Raw genomic sequence first — 14,038 nt, 5'->3', positions numbered from 1 at the left:
CGAGCGCATAGGAGACACACATGACAACGCAGCCGACCGTTCCCGGTCTGGAATCCATGGGCGCCAACGCGCAGGCCTTCGGCACCGCCCTCAATGACGCCATGAAGTCCATTTCCGGCCTGAGTGTGCCGATGGACACCCTGTCCAAGTTGCAGGCCGACTATGTCTCGCAAGCCTCGCAGCTGTGGAACAGTTCGCTGGCCACCATGGCTGGCAAGGGTGCCGACAGCAAGCCGGTGCCCGACAAGCGCTTCTCGGCCGATGCCTGGGCGCAGAACCCTGCCGCCGCGCTGGCCGCGCAGGCCTACCTGCTGAACGCCCGCACGCTGATGCAGATGGCCGAGTCGGTGAACGCCGACGCCAAGACCAAGGCCCGCGTGCGCTTCGCCGTGCAGCAGTGGGTGGACGCCGCCAGCCCCGCCAACTTCCTGGCCACCAATCCCGAGGCCCTGAAGAAGGCGCTCGACACCCGCGGCGAGAGCATCGCCCAGGGCATGCAGCTGCTGCTGAAGGACATCGGCAAGGGCCACATGTCCCAGACCGACGAGAGCGTGTTCGAGGTGGGCCGCAATGTCGCCACCAGCGAAGGCGCCGTGGTGTTCGAGAACGAGCTGTTCCAGCTCATCGAATACAAGCCGCTCACCGGCAAGGTGTTCGAGCGGCCGATGCTGTTCGTGCCGCCGTGCATCAACAAGTACTACATCCTCGACCTGCAGCCCGAGAACTCGGTCATCCGCTACACCGTCGAGCAGGGCCACCGCGTCTTCGTCGTCAGCTGGCGCAATCCCGACAACTCGCTGGTGAACAAGACCTGGGACGACTACATCGCCGACGGCCCCATCAAGGCCATCGAGGTGGTGCAGGCCATCAGCGGCGAGCCCACCATCAACACGCTGGGCTTCTGCGTCGGCGGCACGATCCTGATGACGGCGCTGGCCGTCCTGGCCGCGCGTGGCGAGCAGCCGGCGAACTCGGTCACGCTGCTGACCACGCTGCTCGACTTCACCGAAACCGGCGTGCTCGACGTCTTCGTCGACGAATCGTCGGTCAAGCTGCGCGACATGACCCTGGGCGAGAACGCGCCCAACGGCCCTGCGCTGCTCAAGGGCAAGGAACTGGCCACCACCTTCAGCTTCCTGCGGCCGAACGACCTGGTCTGGAACTACGTGGTCGGCAACTACCTGAAGGGCGAGGCCCCGCCGCCGTTCGACCTGCTGTACTGGAACGGCGACTCGACCAACCTGCCGGGCCCGATGTACTGCTGGTACCTGCGCCACACCTACCTCCAGAACGAGCTCAAGCAGCCCGGCAAGCTCACGGTCTGTGGCGAGAAGGTCGACCTGGGGTCGGTCAAGGCGCCGGTGTACCTGTATGCCTCGCGCGAAGACCACATCGTGCCCTGGGACGCCGCCTTCCGCAGCACCGCGCTGCTCAAGGGCAAGAAGCGCTTCGTGCTGGGCGCGTCGGGCCACATCGCCGGGGTGATCAACCCGGCCGCCAAGAACAAGCGCAACTACTGGGTCAACGACGCGCTGCCGGCCAAGGCCCAGGACTGGTTCGATTCGGCCACCGACAAGCCCGGCAGCTGGTGGAACGACTGGACCGCCTGGCTCAAGCCCCAGGGCGGCAAGCAGGTGGCCGCGCCCAAGGGCTACGGCAGCCGCGAGTACAAGGCCATCGAGCCGGCCCCGGGCCGCTACGTCAAGCAGAAGGCCTGATCAGGCGCAGTGTGGTGGCGGGGCAGGCTGGAGCCGGCGCCCGCTGGCTGCGAGAATCGGGCCAGCGCTGATTCCTTCTCGCGCGTTTCACAGCCTGGAGACCCCTCATGACCATGGACATCGTCATCGTCGCCGCCGCCCGCACGGCCGTCGGCAAATTCGGCGGATCGCTCGCCAAGACCGCCGCCCCCGAGTTGGGCGCCACCGTCGTCAAGGCCCTGCTCGAGCGCTCTGGCGTGGCCGGCGAGCGCATCGGAGAGGTCATCCTGGGCCAGGTGCTCACCGCCGGTTCGGGCCAGAACCCGGCGCGCCAGACCGTCATCAAGTCGGGCCTGCCGCAAGCCGTGCCGGCCATGACCATCAACAAGGTCTGCGGCTCCGGCCTGAAGGCCGTGATGCTGGGCGCACAGGCCATCCGCGACGGCGACAGCGAGATCATCATCGCCGGCGGCCAGGAGAACATGAGCCTCGCGCCGCACGTGCTGGCCGGCTCGCGCGACGGCCAGCGCATGGGCGACTGGAAGCTCGTCGATTCCATGATCACCGACGGCCTCTGGGACGTCTACAACCAGTACCACATGGGCATCACGGCCGAGAACGTGGCCAAGAAGTACGGCATCACCCGTGAGATGCAGGACGCCATGGCGCTGGCCTCGCAGCAGAAGGCCGCCGCCGCGCAGGAAGGTGGCCGCTTCAAGGACGAGATCGTCCCGGTCGTGATCCCGCAGAAGAAGGGCGATCCGGTCGTCTTCGCGGCCGACGAGTTCATCAACAAGAAGACCAACGCCGACGCGCTGGCCGGCCTGCGCCCCGCCTTCGACAAGGCCGGCAGCGTCACCGCCGGCAATGCCTCGGGCATCAACGACGGCGCCGCCGGCGTCATGCTGATGAGCGCGGCCACCGCCGCCTCGCTGGGCCTGAAGGTGCTGGGTCGCATCGCCAGCTACGCCAGCGCGGGCCTCGACCCCGCCATCATGGGCATGGGCCCGGTGCCCGCCGCCCGCCGCGCGCTCGAGCGCGCCGGCTGGAAGCCGCAGGACCTGGACCTGCTGGAGATCAACGAGGCCTTCGCGGCCCAGGCCTGCGCCGTGCACCAGGAAATGGGCTGGGACACATCGAAGGTCAACGTCAACGGTGGCGCCATCGCCATCGGCCATCCGATCGGCGCCTCCGGTTGCCGCATCCTGGTCACGCTGCTGCACGAGATGCAGAAGCGCGACGCGAAGAAGGGCATCGCCTCGCTGTGCATCGGCGGCGGCATGGGCGTGGCGCTCACCATCGAGCGCTGACACGTCGAGAGAGTCGAGACACCACCACCGGCCCGGAGACAACCGGGCCGTCATTCAACTGAAGAGGAGCAAGCAATGACACAAAAAGTAGCGTACGTGACGGGCGGCATGGGCGGAATCGGTACCGCGATCTGCCAGCGTCTGCACAAGGAAGGTTTCAAGGTCATCGCCGGCTGCGGCCCGAGCCGTGATTTCGTCAAGTGGCTGGACGAGCAGAAGGCACTGGGCTACACGTTCTACGCCTCGGTGGGCAACGTCGCCGACTGGCAGTCGACGGTCGACGCCTTCTCGAAGGCCGTGGCCGAACACGGCCCGATCGACGTGCTGGTGAACAACGCCGGCATCACCAAGGACCGCATGTTCCTGAAGATGACGCCTGAAGACTGGAAGGCCGTCATCGACACCAACCTCAACAGCATGTTCTACGTCACCAAGCAGGTGGTGCCGAGCATGGTCGAGCGGGGCTGGGGCCGGATCATCCAGATCTCGTCGGTCAACGGCGAAAAGGGCCAGGCAGGCCAGACCAACTACTCGGCCGCCAAGGCCGGCATGCACGGCTTCACGATGGCCCTGGCACAAGAAGTGGCCAGCAAGGGCGTGACGGTCAACACCGTGAGCCCGGGCTACATCGGCACCGACATGGTCCGTGCGATCAAGCCTGAAGTGCTCGAGAAGATCGTCGCCACCATCCCGGTCAAGCGCCTGGGCACGCCCGATGAAATCGGCTCGATCTGCGCCTGGCTGGCGGGTGAGGATTCCGGCTTCACAACCGGTGCCGACTTCAGCTGCAACGGCGGCCTGCACATGGGCTGACCGCGTGCATGGGGCCTGGCGCCCCACGCCGATTCGACAGAGACGGCCGGACGCCCTGTGCATCCGGCCGTTTTTTCATGGGTGCGCCACGGCAGCGTGGCGCTCAGGGCGACGGCCTCGTCGCCTCGTGGTCAGCCGGCAGGCGGCGCGGGTGGCGTGCCCGGGGGCTGGGGCGCGCTGTCCCCCTCGCTGGTGTCGTCGGAGGGACCGTCCTCGGGACGCTGCACCTTCTTCTGGCGCTTTTCTTCGGCCTTGCGCTTCTTGGCCAGCTCGCGCTGACGTTTCTCGTAAGAGTAGTTCGGGGTCGCCAATGCGGTGCTCCTGGTGGGGTGCGCCACGCGACAGTCGCGTGCGCTCGAGCCGGTGCAAAGCATACGTCATGCGGAAGCGCGCGCGAATGGTGCGTGCAATGCAAGAGGGCCACCCTGGGGTGGCCCTCTTGCGCACGCCCGCAGCACGCTGCGAACGGTTCATGGCGCCGGTGACGGGTTCCGGCATCCGCCCATTGGTGCGGTCGGTTTTCGCCTTGCACAGGTGCCATTGTGCGACCGTGCCACGCTGGCGATCGATGGAACAGGCATCGCATCTGCCCTCAGTTCACAGGCCGGGTGGCGCCGTGGGCCGGGGGGTCAACGCTTCGCGCTGCGCGACTGCAGGCCGAAGCGTTCGAGGAACCACGTCGACAGCATGCGCTTCTCGTAGCGCAGCGCGTCGCCTTCGCGAGCATCGACGAAGTGGCGCGACATCAGGTAGTTCATGTCCGACACGCGCTCCTCGCCGGTGGTCACCACCCGGTTGCCCTCCCGCAGCGTGTAGCGCAGCTTGACGTGCGGCCAGTCGGCCGTGCCACGCATCACCCGCACGTCGGGCCCGGCGCGGTGGAACGGCTTCATCTCGCCGGCCAGGTCGATGTCCAGCACCTCGAACTCCAGCGACTGCGTGGCGGGCAGCTGGCCAGCCAGTTTCTGCAGGTGCGCGGTGAGGCCCAGTCGCACCTCCTCGCGCGTGCGCGGGTCCTGGCCCGCGTCGCTGAACTGGTCGGGGTCGACGTAGCGGACCTCTGCGGAGGCGGCGTGGGCCCCACCGGCCGTGAGAACAGCCAGGGCGATGATGGCGAGACGGCGCATGGAAACTCCTTCGGGCGAGAGCAACTGGTCCACAGTTGGAGTGTGCAACCCGCGCCCGGGTTTCGGTAAAGAAACGTCGCTGTCGGGAGGGCGGGCCGGATGCTGGCGGGTGGCCGTGCCGGCGCCTCAGCCGCCCGACTCGCGGAACGCCGCCGGTGCGTCGATCACCACCGGCTCCGTGGCCAACGCCACGCAGGGCAGGATCAGGCCCTCGGCCTTTTCTTCGGCCAGCAGGCCGGGCCACTCGATGCGGTAGTGCACCGAGCCCTCGCGCAGCCGGCACATGCAGGCCCGGCAGGTGCCATTGCGGCACGAACTGGGCAGGCGGATGCCGGCGCGCAGCGCAGCCTCCAGCAGCGACTGGCCCGGCGCCAGCGGCACGCACCAGCCCCCGGGCTCGATGCGCAGGCTGGCGGGCGCCGTCATGTCGCGCCGACGACGGGCCGGCCCTCCACCCACACCTGCTGCACCGCCAGGGCGGCATCCAGCACCACCAGGTCGGCCCAGGCGCCCGGCGAAAGCCGGCCGCGGTCGGCCAGGCCGATGAAGTCGGCTGCGAAGGTGGCGGTGCGTCGCGAGGCTTCGGCCAACGGCAGGCCGATGGCCACCAGGTTGCGCAGCGCCTGGTCCATCGTCAGGGCACTGCCCGCCAGCGTGCCGTCGGCCAGGCGCACGCCGCCCTGGCACCGATGCACGGTCTGGCGCCCCAGCCTGTACGGGCCGTCGGGGCCACCGGCGGCGGCGGTGGCGTCGGTGACGCAGTACAGCCCGGGGATGGCGCGCAGCGCGACGTGGATGGCGCCCGGGTGCACGTGCAGCAGGTCGGGGATGATCTCGGCGTGCTGCGCATGCGCCAGCGCCGCGCCCACCAGGCCCGGCGCGCGGTGGTGCAGGCCCGACATCGCATTGAACAGGTGGGTGAAGCCGGTGGCGCCGCATCGCAGCGCGGCCACGCCGTCCTCGTAAGTGGCCTCGCTGTGACCCAGTTGCACGACGAAGCCGTGGCGCCGCAGCCCCTCGATGGCCACGCACGCACCCGGCAGGCCCGGCGCCAGCGTCACCAGCCGGATCGGTGCCAGCGCATGCAGCGCCAGCACCTCGTCGACCGACGCCGGCGCGGTGAAGTCGGGCTGGGCGCCCAGCCGGCGCGGGTCGAGGTAGGGGCCTTCGAGGTGCACGCCGAGCACGCGTGCGCCGTCGGGCTGCGCTTGGCGGCACACCGGTGCCAGTGCGCGCAAGGCGGTCTCGATCTCGTCCCGCGGCGCCGTCATCGTGGTGGCGAGCATCGAGGTGGTGCCATGGCACGCGTGCAGGCGTGCCATCCTCGCCACGGCATCGCCGCCGTCCATCGTGTCGGCGCCGCCGCCGCCGTGCACGTGCAGGTCGACGAAGCCCGGCAGCACCAGGGCGCCGCCCCGCGCGCGCACCGCCGCCTCGTCGCATGCGGTGCCGTCGATGGCCGCGATGCGGCCGTCTGCCACCCACAGGCGGCCGTGCACGAAACCCTCGGGTGTGAGGATGTCGCCGGTCAGTGCATGGGGCGGGCTCACAATGGGGGCCAATATATCGCCCGCGACCCCGCCGCCGTCGCCGCTCCCCGCGCCGACCCCGGCCTGTTGCCACCGCCTGCCATGAAGACCATCGATTTCGAACTGCGCGGCGAGGTCATCACCCTCGACCGCCTGATCAAGGCCGTCGGCCTGGCCCCCAGCGGCGGCGCCGCCAAGCTGATGGTGGCCGAGGGCCGCGTGCAGGTCGATGGCCAGGAGGAACTGCGCAAGACGGCGCAGATCCGCGCCGGGCAGGTGGTCGCGGTGCATGGCCTGCGCATCCGGGTGGTCGCCGTCGACCCCGACACCGGGCCGGCGGCCGACCCCGAGCCGCCGCCCGCGGACTGAGCCCGCGCCGTCCCGGCGGCGCCGTCCTGAGACAATGGCCTCCACACACGCCGGCTTCGTGCCCCCGAAGCCGGCGTTTCCATTCACGGGGCCATGTCGAGGACAACCATGCTCAAAAACCTCCGGCGCGCCGCCTTGGCGGCGCTCTCGATGGCGGCTGCCGGCGCCACCCTGGCCAATCCACCCGACAAGCCGCCCGCCGCCGCAGGCGCCAGGCCAGCGGCACTGCAGGCTTGTTTCGTGTACGTCAGCCCCATCGGCCAGGCCGGCTGGAGCTTCCAGCACGACCAGGGCCGGCTCGAGATGCAGAAGGCGCTGGGCGACCGCGTGACCACCCGTGTGGTGGAGTCGGTGGCCGAGGGGCCGGACAGCGAGCGCGTGATGCGCGACCTGGCGCGCGACGGCTGCGGCATCGTCTTCGCCACCAGCTTCGGCTACCTCGAGCCCGCGCTGCGGGTGGCGGCGGAGTTTCCAGCAGTGAAGTTCGAGCATGCCGGCGGCTACCGCACCGCGCCCAACCTGGCCACCTACAACGCGCGCTACTACGAGGCACGCTGGCTCGCCGGCTGGCTGGCCGGGCGCAGCAGCCGCAGTGGCGTGGCAGGCTACGTGGCCGGCTTCCCGGTGCCCGAGGTGGTGCAGGGCATCAATGCCTTCACGCTGGGCATGCGTGCGGCCAACCCGCGGGCCGAGGTGCGCGTGCTGTGGCTCAACACCTGGTTCGACCCCACCCGCGAGCGCGAGGCCGCGCTCAGCCTGATCGGGCAGGGCGCCGACGTGCTGACCAACCACAGCGGCTCGCCCGCGGTGCCGCAGGCGGCCGAGGAGAAGGGCGTGTCGGCCATCGCCTACCAGAGCGACATGTCGCGCTTTGCGCCCCGGGCGCAACTGGCCGCGGTGACGCACCACTGGGGCGGCCGCTACACGCAGGTGGTGCGATCGGTGCTGGACGGCCGCTGGACGCCGCAGCCGGTGTGGGGCGGCATGAAGGACGGGCTGGTGCAGTTGTCGGCCATCGGCGCGGGCGTGCCACCCGCGGTGAAGGACGAGCTCGCCGCCCGCCGCAAGGCCATCGTCGAAGGGCGCCTGGCGCCGTTCTCGGGTCGGCTGGTCGACAACACCGGCCGCGAGCGCCTGGCATCGGGCACGCTGGACGATGCGGGCATCGCCGCGATGGACTGGTTGGTGCAGGGTGTGGTCGGCACCGTGCCCGGGGCGCGCTGAACGCGTCGACGGGCGACGCGCCGACGAGCCTGCAGAGCGGCGACGTCAGTGCACGCGGGGCAGCACGCCGTCCAGCAGCACCACGCGGCCAGCGCTCAGGTAGCGCAGCACGAACTCGCGGGTCGGCCCGTGGGTGTCGCTGCCGGCCACCATGGCCTCCAGCGTGTCCGACGAGCGCCAGACCAGGTGGCGCGACGCGTACTCGCTGTTGTAGTCGTCGATGGACTTCTGGTAGTCGTGCATCTCGTAGGCCACCCACACGGTGCAGGCCAGCAGGATCGCGAAGCCGGTGTCGGGGTCAATCACCCGGATGACCAGCAGCGTGAAGGCCAGCAGCACCAGCAGGGGCGAGGCGCCGACGGCGACGTTGGCGCGCTGGGTGTTGGGCGGGGTGTAGTCGGGCAGTCGGATCGTCATGGCCGGTCACGCAGGTTGACGGAGGATGCTTTCCCTTTCGGCCTATCGTGCGCCGCGAACAATGCCCTGTGTTGTCTCGGTTCGGCGCCAGCGTGATCTTGTTGGCACTCGTGGCCGCTGTATGTCAGTTTGCTGCAAGCTGGCGCAAGGCCTGCTCGAACAGTTCCGGCGGCTGGCCGCCTTCGATCAGGTGCTGGTCATCGACGATGAACGACGGCACCGACCGGATGCCCAGGCCGGCGTACAGCGACAGCTTTTCCTGCACCTCGGCGGCGTACTGGCCGCTGGACAGCACCGCCTGCGCCGCCACCGGGTCCAGCCCGACGTCGGTGGCGCGGCGCACCAGCACGGCGTGGTCGCCGGGGTTCTCGCCGTCGGTGAAGTAGGCCGACAGCAGCGCGTGCTTCAGCGCCAGGCCGCGGCCCTGCACCTCGGCCCAGTGCAGCAGGCGGTGCGCGTCGAAGGTGTTCCAGGTGCGGCCGCGGCGGTCCATGCGGAACTCGAAACCCACCGAACGCCCGCGTTGGCGGATCGCCTCCTGGTTGGCCGCCACCTGCTCGGCGCTCATGCCGTACTTGCGCGACAGGTGCTCGACGATGTCCTCGCCCTCGGGTGGCGTCGCCGGGTTCAGCTGGAAGGGCTGCAGGTGGATCTCGGCCTGAACCACGCCCTTCAGGCGGTCCAGCGCGATCTCCAGGCCGTTCAGCCCGATGGCGCACCAGGGGCACACCACGTCGGAGACGAGGTCGATCTTCAGGGTGCGGGGCGTGGTCATCGGGTGTCCTTGCGGGGCCAGTGGGGTGGGATCTCGAAGCCGGCGTGGGTGAGGGCGAAGAGGTGGTGGTCACGCCAGGCGCCGTCGATGTAGAGGTAGTCGCGCGCCAGGCCTTCCTGGCGAAAGCCCAGGCGCTGCAGCACCGAGGTGCTGCGCAGGTTTTCGGGCCGCACCGCGGCCTGCAGCCGGTGCAGGCCGATGTCGGGTGCGAAGGCCACGCCGATGATGGCCTGCAGTGCCTCGTGCATCAGCCCATGGCCCTGCGCCCGCGCGTCGAGCGAGTAGCCGAGGTGGCAGCTGTGGAAGGCGCCGCGCACCACCTGCGACAGGTGCACCGAGCCGATCACGTGGTGCGCCCGGTCGCGCCGCACCAGCCACCAGCGGAAGCCGCGGCCCGACTCGAAGGCGTCGCGCCCCTCGGCCAGTGACACCGTGATGGCGTCGACCTCGGCATGGTCGGCCGGCAGCGGCGGATCCCAGGGCGCGAAGTGCGCCAGGTTGCGCTGGTAGAACGCGGCCACCTCGCTGGCCAGGCCGGTGTGGGTGGCCAGCAGTTGCAGGCGCGGCGTGTCGATCAGCAACGGTGCGGGCATGGGCCCAGTCTAAGGCGCCGCCACGGGGGCGCCGGCCGCAACCTGAACGAGCGCCTCGGCCAGCCCGTCGGCCGCGCTGCCGAAGGCATAGGCATCCATGCCCAGGCAGCCGTAGGTGATGCTGTCGTGCAGGCGCCGACCGGCCGGATGCGCGCCCGCGGCGCCGGCGGCCACGTAGAACGGCAGCAGGTGCTCGTCGGTGGGGTGCATCAGCACGGCGTTGGGCGCCTGCGCGCGGTAGTCGAACAGCGCCGGCCAGTCGGCCGCGGCGCTGCGCTGCGCGAACCAGTTACGGAAGGCGGCGCTGGTGGCGATCTCGGGCGCGTCCAGCGCCGGGCGGGCGCCGCCGAAGACCAGCCGCAGGTTGTGCGTGATGCTGCCGCTGGCCATCACCAGCACGCCCTCGTCGGCCAGCGGCGCCAGCGCGCGGCCCAGCGCGAACAGCCGCTCGGGCGACCAGTAGGGCGGAAAGCCCAGCGGCACGATGGGCACGTCGGCCGCCGGCCAGGCGAAGCGCAGTGGCGTCCAGATGCCGTGGTCCAGCCCGCCCTCGGGCGAGGTGTGCACGGCGATGCCGGCCGCCGACAGCAGGCCGGCCACGCGCTGCGCCAGCGCAGGCTCGCCCGGGCTGTCGTGGCGCAGCTGGTACAGCGCGTCCGGGAAGCCGTAGAAATCGTGCACCGTGTCGTGCCGTGGCGCGGCCAGCAGCACCGGCTCGCGCGTCAGCGTGTGCGCCGAGATGGCCAGGATCGCCTTGGGGTGGCCGCTGGCGGCGTCGATGGCCGGGCCCAGCGCGCTGAGGAAGGCGCCGGCCGCGCCGGGTTCGAGCGCCGTCATCGGCGAGCCGTGGGACAGGAAGAGCGGGGCGATCGTGGTCATGGACTCATTACAGCAGCGGCCCGGCGGGCCATCGTTCGATCGGGCTGCATGCAGGGTTCAGCGCCCGCGATGGCCCGCCACCCGCGGCGACGTGCGGCATGGCCCCGCGCACAGACCGGCCACGGCCGCTGGTGTACCGTCGCGCCCATGGCTGAGCACCGATTGCCCGTTTCGATGGTTTCGCTGGCCTGGCGCCAGATGTGGCGCGACTTCCGCGCCGGCGAGTTGCGCCTGCTGATGGTGGCGGTGATGCTGGCCGTGGCCGCGCTGACGGCGGTGGGCTTCTTCGCCAGCCGGCTCGACGCGGCGCTGTCGCGCGATGCGCGCCAGTTGCTGGGCGGCGACGCCGTGGTGGCCAGCGACCAGCCGCCGCCGGCCGGCTTCGTCGACAAGGCGCGCGCCCTGGGCCTGCAGCAGGTGACCAGCACCAGCTTCCCCAGCATGGCCCGCGCGCACGACGACAAGGGCGGCGGCGTGCGCCTGGCGGCGGTCAAGGCGGTGGGCGACGGCTACCCGCTGCGCGGCCGCATGCGGGTGCAGGCCGGCGCCGCGGCGGCCGAGCAATCGCTGGCCAGCGGCCCGGCGCGCGGCACGGTGTGGGTGGACGCCGGCCTGCTCGACGCCCTGCAACTGGCCATCGGCGACGCGCTGTGGCTGGGCGACCGGTCGCTGCGCATCGCACAGGTCATCGTGCAGGAGCCCGACCGCGGCGCCGGCTTCATGAGCTTCGCCCCGCGGGCCATGCTGCACGCCGACGACCTGCCCGCCACCGGCCTGGTGCAGCCGGCCAGCCGCGTGACCTACCGCCTGGCCGTGGCCGCGCCCGATGCACGCCAGACGGCCGTGGCCGAGTTCGTGCGCTGGGCCGAGGCCGAGATCCAGGCGCGCAAGCTGCGCGGCGTGCGCATCGAATCCTTCGAGGCCGGCCGGCCCGAGATGCGCCAGACGCTGGACCGCGCACAGCGCTTCCTCAACCTGGTGGCCCTGCTGGCGGCGCTGCTGTCGGCGGTGGCGGTGGCCATCGCCGCGCGCGATTTCTCGCAGCGCCACCTGGACGACTGCGCCATGCTGCGCGTGCTGGGTGCGCCGCAGCGGGCCATTGCCGGCGCCTACGCGCTGGAGTTCGGCGCGGTGGGCCTGCTGGCCAGCGCCGCCGGCGTGGCGCTGGGCTTCGCGGTGCACTTCGTCTTCGTCTCGCTGCTGGCCGGCCTGGTCGACGCGGCGCTGCCGCCGGCCACCTTCGGCCCGGCGCTGTTCGGCCTGGGCGTGGGCCTGACGCTGCTGGCCGCCTTCGGCCTGCCGCCGGTGCTGCAACTGGCCAGCGTGCCGCCGCTGCGCGTGATCCGGCGCGACGTGGGCGGTCTCAAGGCCGCGTCGCTGGGCGTGCTGGCCGCCGGCACCGTGGGCTTCGGCGCGCTGCTGGTGGCGGCTTCGTCCGACCTGCGCATGGGCCTGCTGGCCGTCGGCGGCTTTGCCGCGGCCATCGTCGTCTTCGCGCTGCTGGCCTGGGCCGCCGTGCTGCTGCTGGGCCGCGTGGTGCCGCGCATCAACGCGCCCCGCTGGCTGACGCTGGCCACGCGGCAGCTGTCGGCGCGGCCGGGCTATGCGGTGCTGCAGATCTCGGCGCTGTCGGTGGGGCTGCTGGCGCTGGTGCTGCTGGTGCTGCTGCGCACCGACCTGATCTCGGCCTGGCGCAACGCCACGCCGCCCGATGCGCCCAACCGCTTCGTCATCAACCTGCAGCCCGAGCAGGGCGAGCCGTTCCAGGCCGCGCTGAAAGCCGCGGGCGTGGCCCGGTTCGACTGGTACCCGATGATCCGCGGCCGCCTGCTGGCCATCAACGGCCAGGAGGTGGGGCCGACGCAGTTCGCCGAGGGGCGCGCGCAGCGCCTGGTGGAGCGCGAGTTCAACCTCAGCCATGGCAGCGTGCTGCCGGGCCACAACACCGTGTCGGCCGGCTACTGGACGCCCGACGAACCCGATGCGCTGAGCGTGGAAGACGGCCTGGCGCAGACGCTGGGCCTGAAGCTGGGCGACCGGCTGCGCTTCGACATCGCCGGCATCCCGCGCGAGGGCCGCATCACCAGCCTGCGCAAGGTCGACTGGGGCTCGATGCGCGTCAACTTCTTCGTGATGTTCCCGCAGACCCGGCTTGAGGGCCTGCCGGTGAGTTACATCAGCGCCTTCCGCGCGCCGACCACGCCGGGCTTCGACAGCGCGCTGACGCGGCAGTTTCCCAACATCACCAACGTCGACGTGTCGGCCTCGGTGGCGCAGATCCAGCGCGTGCTCGACCAGGTGATCCGGGCGGTAGAGTTTCTGTTCGGCTTCACGCTGGCCGCCGGGCTGGTGGTGCTGTTCGCCGCGGTGAGCGCGACGCGCGAGAACCGGGCGCGCGAGTACGCGGTGATGCGGGCGGTGGGGGCCGGCAGCGCGCTGCTGCGGCAGGTGCAGCGCGCCGAACTGCTGGGGGTGGGCGCGCTGGCCGGGCTGCTGGCCTCGGGGGCGGCCATCGCCGTGGGCGGGCTGCTGGCGCGGCTGGTGTTCGAGTTCACCTGGGCGCCGTCGCCCTGGGTGCCGGCCATCGGCAGCGCGGTGGGCGCGGCGCTGGCGCTGGCCGCCGGCTGGTGGGGCCTGCGCGGCGTGTTGCGCAGGCCGGTGATGGAGACGCTGCGCCGCGCGGCAGATTGAGGGGGGCGGGCCGGGCGCGCCCGGCCCCCGGACCGGTCAGAAGTCGTCGGCCTCGATCAGCCCCATGTCGGCGCTGCTCATCAGGGCCTCGATGTCCATCAGGATCAGCATGCGGTCGGCCACGCTGCCGATGCCGGTGATGTAGGACGTGTCGATCGACGCGTTGGTGGCCGGGGCCGGGCGGATGGTGTCGCCGCCGAGTTGCAGCACGTCGGACACCGAATCGACCACCACGCCCACCACGCGGCTGCGCACGTTGAGCACGATGACCACGGTGAAGTGGTTGTACTCGGCCGTCTCGCAGTTGAGCTTCAGGCGCAGGTCGATGATCGGCACGATCACGCCGCGCAGGTTGACCACGCCCTTCAGGAAGGCCGGCGCATTGGCGATGCGCGTGGGCTGCTCGTAGGAGCGGATCTCCTGCACGCGCAGGATGTCGATGCCGTACTCCTCGCTGCCGAGTCGGAAGGTGAGGTACTCGCCGTGGCGGGCCTGGTGGCCGGTGGCGGGGGCCGGGCTGCCCATGGGGCGCCCTTGCCGGACGGCGTCTTGTTGGGCGATGCGGCTGCCTTCGCGGGTCATTTCCATGGCGTGGGTCCTCGGGTGGGATGGGC

15 protein-coding genes are annotated in these 14,038 nt (G+C 71.1%); 6 read left to right on the top strand and 9 right to left on the bottom strand.

Going from position 1 to position 14,038, the window contains the following annotated elements; translation table 11 throughout:
* Positions 1-20: 20 nt before the first annotated feature.
* The 3 genes from phaC (at position 21) to phbB (ending at position 3,820) form a co-directional block, all read left to right on the top strand.
* Positions 21-1,718, top strand: a complete 1,698-nt coding sequence (gene phaC, locus EOINJALH_RS04960) for a class I poly(R)-hydroxyalkanoic acid synthase (RefSeq protein ID WP_088279212.1) — start codon at positions 21-23, stop codon at positions 1,716-1,718.
* A gap of 107 nt (positions 1,719-1,825) precedes the next feature.
* Entirely contained in the window at positions 1,826-3,007 is a 1,182-nt protein-coding gene (locus tag EOINJALH_RS04955; protein WP_088279211.1) for an acetyl-CoA C-acetyltransferase, read from the top strand.
* 75 nt (positions 3,008-3,082) lie between these two features.
* Positions 3,083-3,820: an acetoacetyl-CoA reductase gene (gene phbB / locus EOINJALH_RS04950; RefSeq protein WP_088279210.1), complete on the top strand. Its 738-nt coding sequence runs from the start codon at positions 3,083-3,085 to the stop codon at positions 3,818-3,820.
* A 131-nt stretch (positions 3,821-3,951) separates the two neighbouring features.
* Here phbB and EOINJALH_RS04945 read toward each other — a convergent pair whose 3' ends face one another.
* The 4 genes from EOINJALH_RS04945 to nagA all read right to left on the bottom strand — a co-directional run bounded on the left by EOINJALH_RS04945 (position 3,952) and on the right by nagA (position 6,497).
* Positions 3,952-4,131: a hypothetical protein gene (locus EOINJALH_RS04945; RefSeq protein ID WP_088279209.1), complete on the bottom strand. Its 180-nt coding sequence runs from the start codon at positions 4,129-4,131 to the stop codon at positions 3,952-3,954.
* Between the two features lie 318 nt (positions 4,132-4,449).
* A complete protein-coding gene (locus tag EOINJALH_RS04940) occupies positions 4,450-4,947 on the bottom strand; it encodes a DUF3016 domain-containing protein (protein WP_088279208.1) in 498 nt (165 codons plus the stop codon).
* Positions 4,948-5,073: 126 nt separating this feature from the next.
* Positions 5,074-5,373, bottom strand: coding sequence for a 2Fe-2S iron-sulfur cluster binding domain-containing protein (locus tag EOINJALH_RS04935; RefSeq protein ID WP_088279207.1), 300 nt, complete (start codon positions 5,371-5,373; stop codon positions 5,074-5,076).
* Positions 5,370-6,497 (bottom strand): N-acetylglucosamine-6-phosphate deacetylase, encoded by a 1,128-nt coding sequence (nagA, locus tag EOINJALH_RS04930; RefSeq protein WP_088279206.1) that lies wholly within the window; start codon positions 6,495-6,497, stop codon positions 5,370-5,372. The genes EOINJALH_RS04935 and nagA overlap by 4 nt, the downstream gene beginning before the upstream one ends.
* Positions 6,498-6,578: 81 nt before the next feature.
* On the opposite strand from nagA, the gene EOINJALH_RS04925 reads away from it, so the two are divergent.
* Positions 6,579-6,845: an RNA-binding S4 domain-containing protein gene (locus EOINJALH_RS04925; protein WP_088279205.1), complete on the top strand. Its 267-nt coding sequence runs from the start codon at positions 6,579-6,581 to the stop codon at positions 6,843-6,845.
* 108 nt (positions 6,846-6,953) lie between these two features.
* Positions 6,954-8,069: a BMP family ABC transporter substrate-binding protein gene (locus EOINJALH_RS04920; protein WP_088279204.1), complete on the top strand. Its 1,116-nt coding sequence runs from the start codon at positions 6,954-6,956 to the stop codon at positions 8,067-8,069.
* A gap of 45 nt (positions 8,070-8,114) precedes the next feature.
* On the opposite strand, the gene EOINJALH_RS04915 is transcribed toward EOINJALH_RS04920, so the two are convergent.
* The 4 genes from EOINJALH_RS04915 to EOINJALH_RS04900 all read right to left on the bottom strand — a co-directional run bounded on the left by EOINJALH_RS04915 (position 8,115) and on the right by EOINJALH_RS04900 (position 10,733).
* On the bottom strand, positions 8,115-8,486 hold the full coding sequence (locus EOINJALH_RS04915) for a hypothetical protein (protein WP_088279203.1): 372 nt from the start codon (positions 8,484-8,486) through the stop codon (positions 8,115-8,117).
* A 124-nt stretch (positions 8,487-8,610) separates the two neighbouring features.
* A complete protein-coding gene (locus tag EOINJALH_RS04910) occupies positions 8,611-9,261 on the bottom strand; it encodes a DsbA family oxidoreductase (protein ID WP_088279202.1) in 651 nt (216 codons plus the stop codon).
* Positions 9,258-9,854, bottom strand: coding sequence for a GNAT family N-acetyltransferase (locus EOINJALH_RS04905; protein ID WP_088279201.1), 597 nt, complete (start codon positions 9,852-9,854; stop codon positions 9,258-9,260). The genes EOINJALH_RS04910 and EOINJALH_RS04905 overlap by 4 nt, the downstream gene beginning before the upstream one ends.
* Before the next feature lie 9 nt (positions 9,855-9,863).
* Entirely contained in the window at positions 9,864-10,733 is an 870-nt protein-coding gene (locus EOINJALH_RS04900) for a dioxygenase (protein ID WP_088279200.1), read from the bottom strand.
* A 174-nt stretch (positions 10,734-10,907) separates the two neighbouring features.
* Here EOINJALH_RS04900 and EOINJALH_RS04895 point away from each other — a divergent pair, with 174 nt between their 5' ends.
* Positions 10,908-13,424 carry an ABC transporter permease gene (locus EOINJALH_RS04895; protein ID WP_234413658.1) on the top strand — a complete coding sequence of 839 codons (2,517 nt, stop codon included), beginning with the start codon at positions 10,908-10,910 and terminating at the stop codon, positions 13,422-13,424.
* Between the two features lie 36 nt (positions 13,425-13,460).
* Here the strand turns inward: EOINJALH_RS04895 and EOINJALH_RS04890 are convergent, their stop codons facing one another.
* Positions 13,461-13,949, bottom strand: a complete 489-nt coding sequence (locus EOINJALH_RS04890) for a chemotaxis protein CheW (protein ID WP_234413661.1) — start codon at positions 13,947-13,949, stop codon at positions 13,461-13,463.
* Between the last annotated feature and the right edge of the window lie 89 nt (positions 13,950-14,038).

The sequence above is a fragment of the Ideonella sp. A 288 genome, from assembly GCF_002198735.1.
Lineage (GTDB): Bacteria > Pseudomonadota > Gammaproteobacteria > Burkholderiales > Burkholderiaceae_C > Pseudaquabacterium.
Note: the sequence above shows the minus strand (reverse complement) of the source record. Positions and strands in the feature narration are given on the sequence as shown.